This is a genomic window from Clostridium sp. TJA020, assembly GCF_058310295.1.
This window is the reverse complement of record NZ_JBZEFC010000002.1, coordinates 104,851-122,282: the sequence shown is the minus strand read 5'-3', so window position 1 is coordinate 122,282 and position 17,432 is coordinate 104,851. Positions and strand designations below refer to the sequence as shown.

General features: G+C 25.0%; 21 protein-coding genes and 1 pseudogene. 14 read left to right on the top strand and 8 right to left on the bottom strand.

Annotation, left to right across the window (positions count from 1 at the left end):
• The first annotated feature begins 98 nt into the window (after positions 1-98).
• Positions 99-1,559, top strand: a complete 1,461-nt coding sequence (locus tag AC4FQ1_RS04555; protein ID WP_491169053.1) for an ABC transporter permease — start codon at positions 99-101, stop codon at positions 1,557-1,559.
• A 23-nt stretch (positions 1,560-1,582) separates the two neighbouring features.
• The gene (locus tag AC4FQ1_RS04550; RefSeq protein ID WP_491169052.1) at positions 1,583-2,251 is read left to right on the top strand and encodes an ABC transporter ATP-binding protein; all 669 of its coding nucleotides are present in this window, start codon (positions 1,583-1,585) and stop codon (positions 2,249-2,251) included.
• 286 nt (positions 2,252-2,537) lie between these two features.
• Here AC4FQ1_RS04550 and AC4FQ1_RS04545 read toward each other — a convergent pair whose 3' ends face one another.
• A complete protein-coding gene (locus AC4FQ1_RS04545; RefSeq protein ID WP_303131113.1) occupies positions 2,538-2,696 on the bottom strand; it encodes a hypothetical protein in 159 nt (52 codons plus the stop codon).
• Between the two features lie 649 nt (positions 2,697-3,345).
• On the opposite strand from AC4FQ1_RS04545, the gene AC4FQ1_RS04540 reads away from it, so the two are divergent.
• The 3 genes from AC4FQ1_RS04540 to nagE all read left to right on the top strand — a co-directional run bounded on the left by AC4FQ1_RS04540 (position 3,346) and on the right by nagE (position 6,505).
• A complete protein-coding gene (locus AC4FQ1_RS04540; RefSeq protein ID WP_491169051.1) occupies positions 3,346-3,747 on the top strand; it encodes a hypothetical protein in 402 nt (133 codons plus the stop codon).
• 233 nt (positions 3,748-3,980) lie between these two features.
• A complete protein-coding gene (glcT, locus tag AC4FQ1_RS04535; RefSeq protein ID WP_491169050.1) occupies positions 3,981-4,829 on the top strand; it encodes a glucose PTS transporter transcription antiterminator GlcT in 849 nt (282 codons plus the stop codon).
• A gap of 260 nt (positions 4,830-5,089) precedes the next feature.
• Positions 5,090-6,505 carry an N-acetylglucosamine-specific PTS transporter subunit IIBC gene (gene nagE, locus AC4FQ1_RS04530; protein ID WP_303131117.1) on the top strand — a complete coding sequence of 472 codons (1,416 nt, stop codon included), beginning with the start codon at positions 5,090-5,092 and terminating at the stop codon, positions 6,503-6,505.
• A 373-nt stretch (positions 6,506-6,878) separates the two neighbouring features.
• Here nagE and AC4FQ1_RS04525 read toward each other — a convergent pair whose 3' ends face one another.
• From AC4FQ1_RS04525 to AC4FQ1_RS04510, 4 genes and pseudogenes are all read right to left on the bottom strand, one after another.
• On the bottom strand, positions 6,879-7,343 hold the full coding sequence (locus AC4FQ1_RS04525; protein WP_491169049.1) for a DUF2798 domain-containing protein: 465 nt from the start codon (positions 7,341-7,343) through the stop codon (positions 6,879-6,881).
• A 158-nt stretch (positions 7,344-7,501) separates the two neighbouring features.
• Positions 7,502-8,011 carry an ATP-binding protein gene (locus tag AC4FQ1_RS04520; RefSeq protein WP_491169048.1) on the bottom strand — a complete coding sequence of 170 codons (510 nt, stop codon included), beginning with the start codon at positions 8,009-8,011 and terminating at the stop codon, positions 7,502-7,504.
• Between the two features lie 196 nt (positions 8,012-8,207).
• Positions 8,208-8,324, bottom strand: a pseudogene (locus AC4FQ1_RS04515) (GNAT family N-acetyltransferase); the annotation flags it as partial.
• A 2-nt stretch (positions 8,325-8,326) separates the two neighbouring features.
• On the bottom strand, positions 8,327-8,611 hold the full coding sequence (locus tag AC4FQ1_RS04510) for a GNAT family N-acetyltransferase (protein ID WP_491169047.1): 285 nt from the start codon (positions 8,609-8,611) through the stop codon (positions 8,327-8,329).
• Between the two features lie 243 nt (positions 8,612-8,854).
• Here AC4FQ1_RS04510 and AC4FQ1_RS04505 point away from each other — a divergent pair, with 243 nt between their 5' ends.
• From AC4FQ1_RS04505 to AC4FQ1_RS04490, 4 genes are all read left to right on the top strand, one after another.
• Positions 8,855-9,229, top strand: coding sequence for a hypothetical protein (locus AC4FQ1_RS04505; protein WP_491169046.1), 375 nt, complete (start codon positions 8,855-8,857; stop codon positions 9,227-9,229).
• 108 nt (positions 9,230-9,337) lie between these two features.
• Positions 9,338-9,658, top strand: a complete 321-nt coding sequence (locus AC4FQ1_RS04500) for a DUF3784 domain-containing protein (RefSeq protein WP_491169045.1) — start codon at positions 9,338-9,340, stop codon at positions 9,656-9,658.
• 515 nt (positions 9,659-10,173) lie between these two features.
• Complete coding sequence (locus AC4FQ1_RS04495; RefSeq protein ID WP_491169044.1) at positions 10,174-10,797, top strand: flavodoxin family protein; 624 nt, start codon at positions 10,174-10,176, stop codon at positions 10,795-10,797.
• Positions 10,798-10,884: 87 nt separating this feature from the next.
• Positions 10,885-11,154 carry a hypothetical protein gene (locus AC4FQ1_RS04490; RefSeq protein WP_491169043.1) on the top strand — a complete coding sequence of 90 codons (270 nt, stop codon included), beginning with the start codon at positions 10,885-10,887 and terminating at the stop codon, positions 11,152-11,154.
• Positions 11,155-11,264: 110 nt separating this feature from the next.
• Here AC4FQ1_RS04490 and AC4FQ1_RS04485 read toward each other — a convergent pair whose 3' ends face one another.
• Complete coding sequence (locus AC4FQ1_RS04485; RefSeq protein WP_491169042.1) at positions 11,265-12,617, bottom strand: MATE family efflux transporter; 1,353 nt, start codon at positions 12,615-12,617, stop codon at positions 11,265-11,267.
• A gap of 262 nt (positions 12,618-12,879) precedes the next feature.
• Entirely contained in the window at positions 12,880-13,329 is a 450-nt protein-coding gene (locus tag AC4FQ1_RS04480; RefSeq protein ID WP_303130667.1) for a hypothetical protein, read from the bottom strand.
• 434 nt (positions 13,330-13,763) lie between these two features.
• Here AC4FQ1_RS04480 and AC4FQ1_RS04475 point away from each other — a divergent pair, with 434 nt between their 5' ends.
• The 5 genes from AC4FQ1_RS04475 (at position 13,764) to AC4FQ1_RS04455 (ending at position 16,772) form a co-directional block, all read left to right on the top strand.
• The gene (locus AC4FQ1_RS04475; RefSeq protein WP_303130665.1) at positions 13,764-14,123 is read left to right on the top strand and encodes a hypothetical protein; all 360 of its coding nucleotides are present in this window, start codon (positions 13,764-13,766) and stop codon (positions 14,121-14,123) included.
• 267 nt (positions 14,124-14,390) lie between these two features.
• Entirely contained in the window at positions 14,391-15,080 is a 690-nt protein-coding gene (locus tag AC4FQ1_RS04470; protein ID WP_491169041.1) for a hypothetical protein, read from the top strand.
• Positions 15,050-15,373, top strand: a complete 324-nt coding sequence (locus AC4FQ1_RS04465; RefSeq protein WP_491169204.1) for a conserved phage C-terminal domain-containing protein — start codon at positions 15,050-15,052, stop codon at positions 15,371-15,373. The genes AC4FQ1_RS04470 and AC4FQ1_RS04465 overlap by 31 nt, the downstream gene beginning before the upstream one ends.
• Before the next feature lie 99 nt (positions 15,374-15,472).
• The gene (locus AC4FQ1_RS04460) at positions 15,473-15,868 is read left to right on the top strand and encodes a DnaB-like helicase N-terminal domain-containing protein (RefSeq protein ID WP_491169040.1); all 396 of its coding nucleotides are present in this window, start codon (positions 15,473-15,475) and stop codon (positions 15,866-15,868) included.
• The gene (locus AC4FQ1_RS04455) at positions 15,846-16,772 is read left to right on the top strand and encodes a replicative DNA helicase (RefSeq protein WP_491169039.1); all 927 of its coding nucleotides are present in this window, start codon (positions 15,846-15,848) and stop codon (positions 16,770-16,772) included. The genes AC4FQ1_RS04460 and AC4FQ1_RS04455 overlap by 23 nt, the downstream gene beginning before the upstream one ends.
• A 119-nt stretch (positions 16,773-16,891) precedes the next feature.
• Here AC4FQ1_RS04455 and AC4FQ1_RS04450 read toward each other — a convergent pair whose 3' ends face one another.
• Positions 16,892-17,377: a PH domain-containing protein gene (locus AC4FQ1_RS04450; RefSeq protein WP_491148322.1), complete on the bottom strand. Its 486-nt coding sequence runs from the start codon at positions 17,375-17,377 to the stop codon at positions 16,892-16,894.
• Positions 17,378-17,432 lie beyond the last annotated feature (55 nt).

Below are 17,432 nucleotides of genomic sequence, written 5' to 3'. Positions count from 1 at the left end.
TACTAACTTCACTTAAACTTCATGTCTCTTTCATATTCATTACAGTTTAAAGAATTAATATGATACCTGTGATGAATATTAAAAAGAGGAGGGATAAAATGAATTTTTTGTTTAGAGGATTTTTAAGTGTAAAAGAAAGATTTTCAAAATCCTTTATATTGTTTTTAGTAATGACAGCTATTTGTGTATTTGTATTAGCTGGATTTTCTATAAGAAGTGCAACAGAAAAGGCTGGAGTTTTGGCACGACAAAAGCTTGGAGCAACAGTTACTTTTTCAGCTAATATGGAGAAGATTAGAGAAAATATGAAACAAGGCATGGAAGAAAAGGGTGAACCAAAGAAGATGGAAATGCCAAAGGTTTCAATTGATGATGTAAATAAAATTTTAAAGTTAGATAATATAAAATCTTATAATCTTATATCAAAGGCTGAAGGAATATCAGACGGATTTGAACCAATTACAAGTAGTGATGAAGAAGATAATAATACAAATTGGAATATGCAAATGGGAGGCGGATTTAGAGGACCTATAAGTAATGCAGATATTACTATTTATGGAGTTTCAAATTTAAGTTCATTAAATACATTTTCAGATGGAGAAAGTACATTAGAGAGCGGAAAAACAATAGATGATAGTTTAAAGAATGATAAGGTTTGTGTAATTGAAGAAACTTTAGCTAGTCAAAATAGTTTAAAGGTTGGAGATTCAATAAAGGTTAAATCATCAATGAATGAAGATGATACAGTAACATTAAAAATAGTTGGAATTTATAAAAGTGGAGAAGAAGTTACAGATTTTGCAGTAAGAAATTCAGCTATGAATCCATATAATAAAATTTATGTTCCATATACTGTGGCAAATACTTTAAAGGGAGCTGATTATAAAAACACTGTAGATAGTGCAGAGTTTTATTTAAATGACCCAGTAAATGTTGATTCATTTATAGAAGCTGGTAAAAAGATTGATATAGATTATGACACATATACACTTGATGCAAATAGTAGAGCTTATGAAACTATGATGAGCTCAATTGATAATGTAGCATCATTTGCAAAAATGACTGTAATAGTTGTATCAATAGCAGGAGCTGTTATATTAGGACTTATTATAATGCTTTCAATAAGGGAGAGAAAAAATGAAATTGGAATATTATTATCTTTAGGAGAAAGTAAGATTAGAGTAATAAGTCAGTTTATAACTGAAACTATTATAATTTTAATTTTAGCATTAGCAGTATCATCGGTATTAGGAAATACTGTAAGTAAATCAATTGGAAATGTATTAATGTCTAAAGAAACAGAAGTTACGGAAAGTGTAAATAATTTTGGACCAGGTGGTCCTATAGATAGACAAGGTGGCCCAGGCGGTATGGATAAGGGCGGAAGAGGCAGAGAAGAAAAAGTTGAAACAATAGATAATTTAGATGTATCAGTATCTGGAGAAGATTATGGCAAAATGTGTGGATTAGCAGCATTAATATCTGTTGCTTCTGTATTAATTCCATCAGGTGCTATTATGAGATTACAGCCAAAAGAAATTTTAAGCAAGCATGATTAAAGCTTATAAAGGAGGGTTAGTTTATGTCAGAGTGCATATTAAGTTTAAATGACGTATCTTATTATTATAATAGTGATAATAATATATTAGATAATTTAAATGTAAGTTTTGAAAAAGGAAAGTTTTACACTATAATTGGACCTTCTGGAAGTGGAAAGACTACATTTTTATCAATAATATCAGGACTTGATAAAGCAAAGAGTGGAGATGTTTTATATAAGGGAGAAGCTCTTAAAAAAATTGGTCTTTCAAGTTATAGAAATAAGTGCATATCAATAATATTTCAAGGGTATAATCTTATAAATTATATGACAGCACTTCAAAATGTTATTTCTGCAATGTCAATAAAAGGTGTTAAAGTAAAAAATAAAAAAGAAGTTGCATTAAATATGTTAAAAAAAGTTGGACTTACTGAAAGTCAAGGTAATCAAAAGGTTCTTACATTAAGCGGAGGACAGCAACAAAGAGTTGCAATTGCAAGAGCACTTGCTTGTGAATCAGAGCTTATAATAGCAGATGAACCAACAGGAAATTTAGATGAAAAAACGTCAGATGATATAATTATGCTTTTTAAGCAGATTGTAAAAGATGAAAATAAGTGCCTTATAATGGTAACTCACAACAATGAAATTGCAAGAAATTCAGATAAAACATATAGGCTTAAAGATAAAAAGCTTATAGAACAAGTTTAATAATTTAAACTGTAATAATTTAAAGTGTAGTAAATTAAAAAGAACTAAAAATTTATAAATAACTAAAAATTATAAATTAACTAACAATTTATATCCATAAGCTAGAGATAAATATGATGTTAAATCCCCCCCTAAAAATTTAATATATATGTATTTAAGGCTTATGGGTAAATTGAATATAAAAGCCATATAAAATATTAAAAAATAAAAGAGGGTGTTTTAAAAAAACACTCTCTTTTATCTATTATGGGATATTTTTTGGTTAACTAGCTTAATTTAAATTAAATTACTTGTTTTCTTTATTTTCTTTTTTGTCTTTATTATCTAATCCACATGGTACCCATGGATAATCTGGATGTGATGGATCACATGGATTTTGTGGGTTAACTTTCTTTTCTTCTTCATAAATTTGTTCATATTTGTTTAAGTTTTCTTTATCGCTCATAATTAACATCTCCTATCTATAACTCTCAATCACTTTATGTTTATATTATATATTAAGTAATAATAATTATCAAGAAATAATTTGAAAAGTTTTTATGAATTGAGTTCTTAATATTAATATAAAATAAATTGATAGTTTAATAATATTTTTACCACAGTGATGATTTTTATTATTAAATCTAGTTAATGATAGCTTATTTTAAAGAATTAGATAGGTTATTTTGATAAAAGTACCTTTTGTTAATTATAAATTATAAAGAATTATTTATAACTTTGTTTAAATAATAAAAACTATTTAAACTTATTTATAAGTATTATAAATAAACTTATGCACAAAACTATAATAAAGATTATTAATATTATAAATGTGTTTAGAACATACATATTTAAAGATTATTTAATATTATAAAAGGATTTAGGACATACTATTTATTAGAGGATGAATTACATTTAAACCCTTTATTTATAAAGGGCTTAAGTGATTAATTAAAAGCTTATATTTTATTAATATAAATTTAATATTTAACATATTGTAAAGAATGTTTAGTTATAATAAAATCAATGTAATTTATAAAATATATATAGTTTTAAAGAGAAAGCTAATATATTTTTTAAGCGTTATTACAAACTAAAAGGGAGGTTTGAATTGTATGGATATAAAAGAAAAATTAATAGACTTAGTTGTCTTAAATGGGGATGAAAGTGAAATTAAAGCATTAGAAGCAAAAGCTTTAAATGAAGACATATTTGATATAGACAATGGCAGAGAAATTGTACGTAAAAATAATGAAAGCCTAGGAAATTACATAGATAGATATTCAGTAGAAATAATGAAGAATTTTTCAAAAGAAAAGTATTTTAAGTTAAAAAGATTATCAGAAATTTATAGTAGCAAAGGTGATAGTAGTGAAGTAGTAGTTACTATGACAATTGAAGAAAAGCCTAAGCACAATATTTTTGGAAAACACAAAGGTAAAATTGCAGTTGGAGCTTTAGCAGTAGCAGCAGGAACAACTTTATTTAAATTTTTCTCAAAGAAAAATACTAAATAATAAAAGTTTATTTAAAGAAAAAACTTAATATATTTTTATTAATATAGTTTAAAGAGAGATAAAGTATTAAAATTTATCTCTCTTTTTTATAACTTTTATAAATAAAATTTATTAAATTATAAAAATATATTGCTTTTATAATGAATATTAATTAATATTTATTATATCACAGTATGTTATGATATTACTTAAATGGGGTAAAAAGTAAAATTTTAAATCTATGGGAGGGTTAAATGGGAGTAAAGTTAAGTAATGATGTTGTTGTAACTAAAGTTTTTAATAATAGTATAGTTTTAGTTAAGTCAAAAGGAAAAGAAAAAATATTATTTTCAAAAGGGATAGGCTTTAGTAAAAGATTTGGAGAAAAAATTTTAAAAGGAACAGAAGTTGATAAATTATTTACTATTGAAGATGAAAATAATTTAATAAACTTAAATAAAATAGTTGATAGGGTTGATTCAGAATTTTTTGCTTTCTGTGAAGAAATTATATATAGCATATCAGAAAGTTTAGGAGAAGAATTAAGTGAAAATATACATATAGGACTTATTGATCACTTATATTTTGCAATAAAAAGGCTTAAAGATGGGGAAGAAATACAAAATCCTTTTATAGTTGAAATAGAAACTTTATATCCAAAAGCATTTAATTTAGCATCAGAAGCTTCTAAAAAAATTGGGGAAAAATTTAATGTAAAAGTACCAAATGGGGAAATTGGATTTATAGCTTTACACATTCATTCAGCAATAAATAATAGTAAGCTTTCTCACACTATAAAGTATAGCTATTTAAGCAATTTAATAGTTCAAAATGTTGAAGAAAAATTAAAAATAAAAATTAATAAAAAATCATTAGATTATGCAAGGTTTTTAACTCATATAAGATTTGCAATAGAAAGATTATTAACTAAGAAAACTATAAAAAATGAACTTACAAGTGTTATTAAAGAAAAATATGAAAAGTCTTATGAAATTGCAAGTTATATAAGTAAATTGTTAGAAGAAGAGTTAAATACTAAGATTGAAGATGATGAAATTGCTTATTTAGCTATGCATATAGAAAGATTAAAATTATCTTTGTAGAAATTTAAAAAAATATGTTGAAATCGTTGACAAGATTTTCAAAATGAAATAAAATTAAATTGATAAAGCAAATAATGTTTAGATCGGCGTGTTACCAATTTAAATTTGGGCATTAGCTGGGGAGAATACCATACTAACGGTATAGGTATATTCTTTCCAGCTTTTTTTGTGCTTAAAAATAAATTTATAGCTATAATATCATAATTCTTACTTTTAATCGCCTATCTAAATATAAAAAATTTATGTTGGGGGGAATTATAATGGCAAAAGGAAATGGAAAAATACTTGGCCCATTACAAAAGCTAGGTAAAGCACTTATGACTCCAGTTGCTTGCTTACCAGCAGCAGCACTTCTACTAAGACTTGGAGCTCCAGATGTTTTAGACATTGTTTGGATGAATAAAGCAGGGGCTGCTATCTTTGACAATATGGCAATTTTATTTGCAATTGGTATTGCAATAGGACTTGCTAAAGAAAATAATGGTGTTGCAGGACTTGCAGCTGCAGTTGGTTATTTTACTATTACTAATGTGGCAACTTCCTTTGATAAAGAAATTAATATGGGGGTTTTAGCTGGAGTTATTGTGGGAGTAGTTGCAGGATTACTTTATAACAGATTTAGAGATATTCAACTTCCACAATTCTTGGGATTCTTTGGAGGAAAGCGTTTTGTACCAATAGCAACAGCATTTACTTGCTTAGCATTAGGATTTGTTGCAGGATACGTTTGGCCAATGATTCAAGGTAACTTAAATGCATTTGGTAATTCAATGGCTCAAGCTGGAGCAATTGGAGCATTTGTTTTTGGAGTATTAAACAGATTACTTATTCCTTTTGGTTTACATCACGTACTTAACACTATATTCTGGTTCCAATTTGGAACATTCCAAGGTCCAGATGGAGTTGTAACTGGAGATATTAATAGATTCTTTGCAGGAGATCCAACTGCAGGAGCATATACTACAGGATTCTACTTTATAATGATGTTTGCATTACCAGCAGCTTGTATAGCTATGATAGCAGCAGCTAAAAAAGAAAATAGAAAAGCTGTAACAGGTATGCTTATAAGTATAGCAGCAACTGCATTCTTAACAGGTATTACAGAACCAATCGAATTTACATTCATGTTCTTAGCACCAGTACTTTATGTATTCCATGCAATTATGACAGGAATAGCACTGGCAGTAGCAAATATATTTGGAATGAAGATGGGATTTGGATTCTCAGCAGGTCTTTTAGATTATCTTTTAAGCTTTGGTATTTCATCAAAACCAATAATGATTGCAGTTGTAGGTTTAATATTTGCAGCAATTTATTTTGTAGTTTTCTATCTTGTAATTAAGAAATTTAATTTACCAACTCCAGGAAGAGAAGAAACTGGAGCAGATTTATTAGAAGAGGTATCAGATGGTGATTACTCAGCATCAGCTTCTTCACCAATAAAAGCTAAGGCAGAAGCTATGATTAATGCTTTAGGTGGAAAAGAAAATATAGAACACTTAGATGCATGTGTAACAAGATTAAGATTAGTTCTTAAAGATTCATCAAAAATGAATGAAAGAGAAATTAAAAAATTAGGTGCTAGTGGAATAATGAAATTAGATTCTAAAAATGTACAAGTAATAGTTGGAACAATTGCAGATCCATTAGTATCTCAAATGAAAAAACTTATGTAGTAAATTAATAGAAGTTATATATTAAACTTTTGAGAATTATATAATTTTAATAATAATTTATAGTTTTTGTTATATGGTATTTACTAAAGTCTAAAACTCACTCCGCTCAACAATTTGGACTTATTAATGTAAATACCATTGTACAAATACTTAAATTTAATTATTTATGTTAACCATATTATATAAATAAAAAACTATTAAATACCCAAAGAACGCCAATAATATTTCTTAAGTTTAATAATAATATTCTTTAGTTTTTGAGTTTTAAAATTAAACTCTGTAAACACTCTATTTGTTTTTAAATAGAGTGTTTTTTAATATTTAATTATTTTTGATTTTAACAAAAATGGTACTTAAATTATATGTTTTTTTATTATTTATGTAATAATCTCATAATATTTCTTGCAAAGGGTTGTACAAGGAGTAATTCTAAAAAGATAACTATGCAAAAATTACGTGGCCAGTTAAGTGGAAATTCTCTAAAGACTATAATATCAAGACCATTTGCAAAAAATCCACCTATAGCGGTCATAATTATTGACATACCGATAACAGTGAAAAATGTTTTAAATAAGATATAAGCATTTAAACTATCTGTTGGTGAAGTGAAAATTTCTACTAATTTATCAGCTATTTTACTTACAATAAAAGTTTCAATTAACATTGCAATTATAAAAAGCATTGGGAATGCTTTTAAAGTTGTAATAAGTGATAATTTTGATATTCCACCCATAGCAATTGAAATGTTAATAGTTGCCATACATATACAAGTTAAAGCACATATAATTCCTCCATATAATAAGCCTTCTTTTGCATTTCTAGGCATACAATTTTTCATTTAATGTCCTCCTATTTTGTTTAAAGTTTTTATGATTAAAAGAAAAAATGCGTGTATCCTTTGACAAGTGGTATGACACTTTGGTACAACGCATTGACTTTCATAAGTATAGCACAAAAAAAAAATTTGATGTAATAGCAAAAAATTTAAACAATTTGTTAATTTTTAAATATTAATTTTTTTATTTCAGAAACTATTGTATGTAAATCTTTATATGTTGTATCTATTTTTATGGTGTTCATTTTATTATATAAAGATAATCTTTCTAGGCTTCTTTCGATGTTACTAGAATCCCTTAAGCCATTTTTTATATCTTTTTCTATTCTAGAAATTAATTCATCCTTTTTACATATTAATGATATTTTATATACATCTACATTACAAAGTATTAGTTTATTTAAAATAGTTTCCATTATTTCATCTGTATGAATAACCCAATTGAATATAATATATTGACCGGATGAGTTTTTTATAAAATTATTTAATATATAAGTTATATTATCTAAAACCATACTTTTATTTTCTTCATTTACTATAAAAGGATTCATCATCCAGCAATTATCACCATCTAACCAAAAAGAGTTTTCAAGTTCTTTATAAAGAAGTTTGCTTATAGTTGTTTTACCAACCCCAATAACACCATTTATTATTATTAGTTTCTTTCTCATAAAATTCTCCTTAAAAATATTAGTTTATATTAGATTATTTAAAAAGTTGTTTGTATTCATCTGAAAGAATTGAATACAGTGAGTAATCACATATTCCTTGATTATTTATTTCAGCTTGTCTGATAGTACCCTCATATTTCATATTACATTTTATCATTACTTTACCTGAGTTTGGATTATTAGAGTCATGTCTTGCTTCAATACGATTTGCTTTAACTTCAGTGATAAAATAGTCAATTAAAGCGTTTAATGCTTCAGAAGTAATCCCTTTATGCCACCATTTTTCTCCAATACAATAACCTACATTAACTATTCCTAATTTTTCATTTTGGTCGACAATACTAATACTTCCAATAGGTTCATCCCTGTTTCTTTAAAAATAATTGCCCATTGATAATAGTTTTTGTTTTTATACTGAGAAATCCAAGAATTTAAAATATCTTTTGTAACTTCTATATTTTCATGAGGTTTCCAAGTTAAAAACTTAGTTACATTAGAACTATTTGCCCAGTTTCTAAACATAGCTTCTGAATCTTCTAATTTGAATTGTCTTAAAATTAATCTTTCTGTTTCAATATATTTTGTTCCTAAATGATTCATAATAGCCCCCTTTTTTAGTTATCTTTAAATAATTTAAAATAATTAGTAATTTATTTTTTATGTATTAATATTTTAAACTCTATTATTTAAGTTCTTTTTACTTTTATTCATGAAAAATTTTATTATTCTATTATTAATTAAATTTTTTACTACAATTCAATAAAATAATTTTCATAAAATATGGTAACAATTATAAAACAAACATAAAATAATAATGGTGTAATATTTTTAGGGGGATTTATTGTGGATAGTAGGAGCATTAAATCAGTTGTTTTGTGTATTATTTTTGGAATTATATGGGGAACTATACTATATGAACTTGGAATATTTATAGTTCAAAATAGTAATGAGAAATTAAGTGATATTTTATTTATTGAAGGAATTATATGTATATTATTTGGTCTTTTTTCTCATGTTGGAGGAAATTCTATTGGAATTTATATGCAAGGCCTTGAAGAAAATAATGCTCATTACATTGGTAGTTTAAATCTTTCTATATCTAAAATAGAGAAAAGTAAGTTTAAAAGTAATATTAGGTCAATTGTTAGTTTAAGTTTAAGTATGGTTTCTTTTATTGTTGCAGGAACTATATGTTTTGGAATTAATTTTATTCTTTAGAAGTTTAAAAAATAAGCTAAAGATATATAATATTAAACTTTTAAAAATATAGTATATTGAAAAATATGGTATAATATTAGTTAATATTATAGCTAAAGGAGAATTTTTATGAAATTAGTTTATTTTATAACTCCAGCAGTTCTTTGGATATTAGGGTTAATAATTGGAACTGGAAAGGCAAACTTTTTAATAGCAGGATATAATACTGCATCTAAAGAAGAAAAAGAGAAAATAGATGAAAAAGCATTAAGTAAGTTTATGGCTAAATTTCTTTTTGTTTTAGGTTTTATTCAATGTATTTTGCCAATTGCTCAAGTTTTGGAGGTTAATAATATTGATGTTATTTTAATTTTTGAAAATATATTATTTTTCTTAGTTGTAATCGGTGGAGTTGTATATATGAATACTGGAAATAGATTTAGTAAGTAAGGTAATTATTTATGTAGTTAATAATTTATAATAAAAACTATGGTTTAAGTAAATGTTTATTTTTATGAGTTATTTAAATTTTAATAATAAGCTTATTAGAATTAATATTAAGAGAAAACTATAATTTTAAATAATAAATTTATAAAAATGTAAGGATAAGTGTAATGCTTGTCCTATTTTATTGAAAAAATTTAGTTTTAAATAAAATGAGCATTAAAATTAATCTAAAATACATTAAAAATCAATTTAAAATACAATAAATTTTAAAAAATATTTAAATTATAATATAAATATTTCCACTAAATTAAATGAAGGGTTATACTTGTAAATAGAGTTAAAAAGTTTATTTTTGTTTTAAAGCTAATCATAATTTATAAAAAGAAATATTTTGTAATTGGAATTTATTTAATAAAAGAAATATTTTTTATTAGAATGTATTTAATATAAGTATAGTTTTAAAACAATAACTTAATTCATATAAGTTATAATGGATTTAATTTTGGGAGGCATAAAATATGAAAGTAATATTAGTTAATGGAAGTCCAAACGAAAAGAAATGTACTTACACAGCATTAAGTGAAGTTGCAAAGACTTTAGAAGAAAATGGAGTTGAAACTGAAATATTTCAATTAGGAAACAAGCCTATGGCTGACTGTATTGGTTGTGGAGCATGTAAAAAGACAGGTCAGTGTTTTAGAGGCGATAAAGTAAATGAATTTGTAGAAAAGGCAAAGGATGCAGATGGATTTGTATTTGGTTCACCAGTTTATTATGCTGCATCAAGTGGTGCTTTAAGCTCTTTCTTAAATAGAGTATTTGTTAGTGGAGGAAAGAATTTAGCATTCAAACCAGGGGCTGCTGTTTGTAGTGCAAGACGTGCTGGAACAACATCAACTTTAGATGAAATAAATAAGTATTTTACAATATCAAATATGCCAATTGTAAGCTCTCAATATTGGAATATGGTACACGGTTCTAATGTAGAAGATGTTAAAAATGACTTAGAAGGCATGCAAACAATGAGAATATTAGGAAGAAATATGGCTTGGTTATTAAAATGTATAGAGTTTGGAAGAGAAAATAATATTAATAAGCCAGAGTTAGAAGAAAGAATATGGACTAACTTTATAAGAAATTAATTTATACAAATTATTCCTTAACATCCTTGAAATGTATAAGTTTTGTTATATATAATAAACTTATATAAAGGGTGTAGGGGGAATAATATGAAGGGAATTTTATATAAAAATCCAGTTGTATCAGCTATTATTATAAATATAGTATCTTTAATAACTTATATTTATTTAATTAAAGATAGAAATTTTATATTTACTGTATTTTTGATATTTATAGGAGTAATTAATAGAAAAATTATTGAAAATGGAATAAATATTAATAAACAAAAGAAAACTATAATTTATATTAGTTTCTTTTTAATGCTTGCTTTAGGATTAATTTATGGACTTTATGCAATAAATTTTAGTGCAAAGTTTTAAATTTATAGTAATTAATAACAAGCTTTTATGATTTATTTTAAAAAGTATTATTATAAATTAATATTATATACTGTAAAAGGGAAGTAGATAAGTGCTACTTCCCTTTAAATTTATTTAAATAATTTATCAGTTTTATAATATCTAATTAATACAATAATAATTATAATTCCTTTTAATATGCTAGTTAAACTTACAGCCCACCATACACCATTTATTCCTAAAAGATTAGGACTTGATAAAATATAAGCTAAAGGAACTCTAGCTCCAGTTAAAACAATACTTATTATTGATGGAATATGAGTTTTTGAAACACCATTAAATATTCCTGATGTTGTAATTTCTATACACATAAATATTTGTGAATAACCAAGTATTTTAAGGTAAGATGTACCTTGAATAATTGCTTCTTTCTCTGGAATAAATATTGAAAATACATAATTACCAAAGAATATAAGAAGTATAGAAGCAAATACACCAACACCAAGGGCAATTAATAAAATTGCTTTATAACCTTTAATAATTCTATCAAATTTTTTAGCACCAAAGTTTTGACCAACAAATGCTCCAAGTGCAACGGCAAGTCCTTCAGTAGTCATCCAAGATATAGATTCTATTTGAGAACCAACCTTTTGAACAGCAATAGGAATTGGGCCCCAAACTGCAATAATTCTTCCAAGTATCATTGCAAATACAGTAAATAATCCACTTTGAACTGCAACTGGTGTACCAACTTTGCATATTGTTTTTGCATATTTAAAATTAAAGTTTTTAAGTACATTAACTTTTAAAAAATCATAATTGCTTTTAATAATGTTGTATAAAAATAATAATGATACAACTACTTGAGCAATAACAGTTGCAATAGCAGCTCCTAAAACTCCAAGTCCTTTAAAATTTCCAATACCAAGTATAAAAATTGGATCTAAAATCATATTTACAATAAGACCACATGTATTTACGAAAAAAGGCATTCTACTATTGCCAACAGCATTAAAAATTGAAGTAAATACTGGATTTATAAAATAAAAAGGTAATCCAAAAACAATAGCAACTAAATAAGTTTCTGCCATATTTATAACTGTTTGGTCACCTAAGTGAAAGAAACCAATTAACGGCCCTTTAAAGAAAATTAAAACTAACGAATATAAAATAGATAAACCTATATTTATTTGAAGTGCAGTTCTAATATAATTTTTAGCACATTCATAATCTTGACGACCAAAGCTTTGTGCAACTTTAACTTCAGCTCCCATTTTTGAAACTAAAACAAATGCCATTGCAAGCCAAGTGAAAAATCCAGCAGTACCAACAGCTGCAACTGCTGAACTGCCAACTCGTCCTACCCATATCATATCAATCATATTATAAGCCATTTGTATAAACGAAGTTCCCATTATAGGCAAGGACAGTGCAATAAGCTTTTTAATAATTGGCCCTTCAGTAAGATTTAACGTTTTTCCCATATTTAATACCCCCTCTATAAATTTATTTAAATATTAAGCTATAACTATTAATTATTAGATTATATCTTATATAATTTATCAAATTATTATATTATAGCTTTTATAATTTATAATTTCAAGAAAGAATAGTAAAATTTGTACATAAAATACTAAAAGGCTAGGTAGAATGTCTATATAAGACAGCCTACATAGCCTTTTAACTTACAATTTACGGGTAACTAATAATTATACTAGGAAGTTTATATTTTAAATAGATTAATATCTATTTAAAGTCTTTTTTAAATTCATCAACTAATTTTTTTTCATCTGCTTTGCTTAATTCATTATCTTTAACAAATTGCTTCATTCCTTCATCAAACATTTTGTTAAATTCCTTTATAATTTCGGCACTTGATTTGCCTTCTTCTTTTTCTATTTTAATAAGTATCTTTTCACAATCTTTTAAGAATTTTATTTTTTCTTTAGCTTCTAACTTAGTTTCATGTTTTAAATCTTTTATTGTATCTAAGTCTAATTTCTTTTCAGCTCTTGCAATACTTGATGGTTCATCAGTATCTTTAGTTTTTTTAATTTCTTGCTTCATCTTTCCAAGTTCATCAAGATCATTTACTTTTTCAGTTTTGATGCCTTCTTTAACTCCTTTAAAGAATTCTTTTGTTTCTTTGATTTCTTCCTTTTCATTTTCTTTAATATCTTTAACATCATTACTCATTTTAAATTCACCTCAATTTTTTTAAAAGATATTTATATAATTTATAATGTAATACTCTAAAGCTCCTTAAAGGAACTTTAGAGCATTATATTGTATGGCTATAAAAGGGGGATGGGGGGTTAAGTAGATTAATATTATATTAAGGATAAGCATTAAATTTTTTTATTTAAAAGAATATTAATCTACTTAACTTATTCTTATTACATGTTTATTATAACAAGTAAAACTCAAAAAAGTTCATGTGTAAATCAAGTTTAATAGGTTTATAAGTAAATGTTTAAAATTGGTAATATTTGTTCATTTATGACTCAAATAATAAGATTTGAAATAGACTTTAAACAAATATATTTAAATTTAAACATAATAAAGAAATCATTTATTTATGTGGTAATATAGTAAATAATTTTCAATTAAATTATAGAGGTGGTATAAAAATGAAAACAAAAGAGGTAGAGTTAAATATTAATAAAGATAATGCAGTTTATATTTTACAGATGGAAATAAACAAGCTATCTGATATAACAGGAGCTAATTCTATAAAGCTTGCAATAGAGGAGATTTTATCAAAGCTTGATGAGGTTTTATGTGATGAAAATTTGAAAAATGTTTTTAAGGAAAAAGAAGAAGAATTACTTAATGATGATGTTTTAAAAGCAAAGGAAAATGTTATAGATTTTCTTAAAACTTTAATTTATGAAATAAATGATAAAGCTTACAATGACGTTAAGAGCATCTCTGATGAAACAGCAATTAATATTGTTGAGAATGCTTTAAAAATAAAAAATAATAAGTAAAAATATAAAAGATGGGATGCATTAAAAACAACCCATCTTTATTTATTTAAATAAAATTTTCTTATTAGGATTTTTAGTTAAATTTTCTTTTAAATAAGTTTAATATTTTCTTTTATCAACTCTTTAACATAATTAAGCTTTTAGTTGATTTCTATTTTAAATAAATTTTTTATTTTAAAGTATTTAAAGATTAAAAAATTTTTCTCAAAAATTTATATAACTGCATATATGTAAAGTAGATGAAGTTTTATAAAGGAGTTGGTTTTTATGAGAAAAATAGTTTTAGGATATTTACAAGAGGAGGCTATAAAATTAGGGATAGACCTTAAAGATTTACAAATTATTAGGTACATTTATGATTTTATAAAATTAGGTTTTGTTGTAAGTAGGGAAATTGATGGGGAAAAATTTTATTGGATAAAATCATCACATTTACTTAAGGAGCTTCCAATACTTGAAATAAAAAATTGTGAAGTATTAAGAAGAAGGCTTAAAAATTTAGTTGAACTTAAAATACTTGATTATAGGTTAGTTAAAAAAGGTGGATTATTTACTTTTTATAGGTTTGGAGAGAATTATAAATTATTACTAGCTAGAGAAGAAGAAATTAATGAGTTTAATTTTAGATTTAATAATTACAAAGAAGCTTATGATAACAGCACAAAAAATAGTTATGAAGAAGATGATTTTGATAATAGCTCAAAAATTAATTATTACAAGAGCCATTACCACCATAATTTTAATAATTATGATGATATGGATTTTAGTGATGAGTTTAATTTTAATACAAGCTCTAAAAAAATTTGCCCTAAAATAACCGTTTTAAAAGAAGAAAGGGATAAGAGTTTTAAATCTGATGCTTTAAACTCAAAGGTAGAAACAAAAGATAATCAGGTTTATATAAACAAAGAAAAAGATAATAAAAAATATATACAAAAAAAGTTTGTGAAGAAGTAATAGATTTTTTAAATAATGAACTTGGTACAAAATATAAAAGCAATACTAAGCAAACAGTAAAGCTTATTGAAAGACTTATTGATTTAGGTTTTGATATTTCGGATTTTAAGAAAGTTATATTAAATAAAAAAAGATGTTGGAAAGATACTGAGTATGAAATTTATTTAAGACCATCAACTCTTTTTAGAGAAAGTAAATTTGAAGAATACTTAAATGAAAAGTATAAGAAAAAAGATTTTAAAGAGAAGGAAAGAAAGCTTAAAGATGTTTATAAACCTTTTTTTGAGGATTAAAATTTTATAAAAATATTTATATAAGCCTATTTGATTTTTATAAAAGCTTAGATTAGTTTTATTAAATAATTTTATATTTTATGGGGAGAGTTTATGGGTATGAATAGTTTTTGTAGTATAAAAAGTATTGAGGCTGAAATAGAAGTTTTAGGAGCTATATTAGTTAAACCAAAGCTTATAGAAACTTGTGTTATGAGCCTTAAAATAGAAGATTTTTATTTGGAAAAACATAAAAAGTTATATAAGGGTATACTTAATCTTTATTATGAAGGGAAGGAAATATCAGTTACAACTTTAATTGAAGAAATAACTAGAGAAAAGCTTAAAGAAGTTGGTGGAATAAGCTATATTAGTGAGCTTATAACAAGTGGGCTACCTGTTAATATAGAAGGGCATATAGAAATTTTAAAAGAAAAAAGTTACAGAAGAAAAATAATGATGGCTCTAAATAAAGGACTTAAATATATACAAAATGAAAAAAATAAAAGCTTTTGAAATAGCAGGTAAAATACAAAATGACCTTTTAGAAGATGAAGAATTTAGTAAAAGAAAAATTTTAAGTGATGAGGATTTGTTTAGTAAAACTTTAGATAAAATTGAGAAAATTTATAATTCTAAAGGGAATATGTTTGGCATGAAAACAGGTTTCTATAAATTTGATAGTGTAACAAATGGTCTTCAAAAAGGAGAACTTGTTGTAATTGGTGGTAGACCTTCAATGGGAAAAACAGCAACAGCTTTAAGTATTGCAGAGGGACTTGCAGATAATGGCTCAAATGTATTGCTTTTTGAAATGGAGATGACAGAAGAAAGTCTTGGTATAAGAAGGTTTGCGGCAAGGTCAAATATAAAAGCATCAAAAATATCAAGTGCAAAGCTAAATGATGTTGAATTTACTAAACTTATAAATACTTTTAATGAATTTTCAAAAAGAGGGAGAATATTTACTGACTGCTCAAGTTACCAAGATATTTTAAAAATAAAATCAAAGTGCAATGGGTTAAAGCTTTCAAAAGGCCTTGATGTAGTAATAATAGACCATTTAGGACTTATGGATATGAGTAAAGGTGAAAATAGAGTACAGGCAGTAGGGGAAGTAACAAGAAGTTTAAAGTTACTTGCAAAAGAATTAGATATTTGTATAATTTTACTTTGTCAATTAAGTAGAGCGGTAGAACAAAGGCGAGATAAAATCCCTATGCTTTCTGATTTAAGAGAAAGTGGAAATATAGAGCAAGATGCTGATTTAGTTATGTTTATATATAGAGAAGCTTATTATGATAATGAATGTGAAAATAAAGATGTAATATGTTGGGTTATTGCAAAGCAGAGAAATGGAAAAACGGGAACATTAGAGTTTAAATACTTAGATGAATTCCAAAGAATAGAGAACTTATAATTATTTTAGTAATATTATACTAATTTATAGAGAGATTTAAACTTGATTATATAAAAGAAGTATCAATAAAAAAAGACTTAGATATTAATTCTAAGTCTTTTTATTTTTATATATACTTTTTATTTATATTTTTCTTTTATAGGAATGTTTGTATCAATATTTAATATTATTTTAGATGGAACTTTTTCTTTTAAAATAGCCATAATTTTATCATAATCTGATAATTTAAAGTACAAAGAACATTCTATAAAATCGCCTATTAATTCAATTTTTATATGTTTTTCACAAGACACTGTAACCTTACTTATATTTTCCCACTTAATAAGCTCATAGGAACGATATTGTCTAACAAATCCATTTTCACAAATTCCTTTATCTAAAAATATTGATATAAAACCTATTATAGCCAAAGTTCCAATTATGTAAAAGCTTATTGTATCTGAATAAAAATAAACAAATATAACTAATGCAATTATAGAAACAATCATAATAAATGATTCTAACTTTTGATTTATTGCTTTAACTTTAAGATGTATTATTGAATGTATATGTCTTATTATAATGTATAGAAAAAATATACCTACCAAAATATTTAAAATATCCATTTTTTAAGCCCCCTTATTTATATTATTTATACAACCTTGTAAAAATATCCCTATA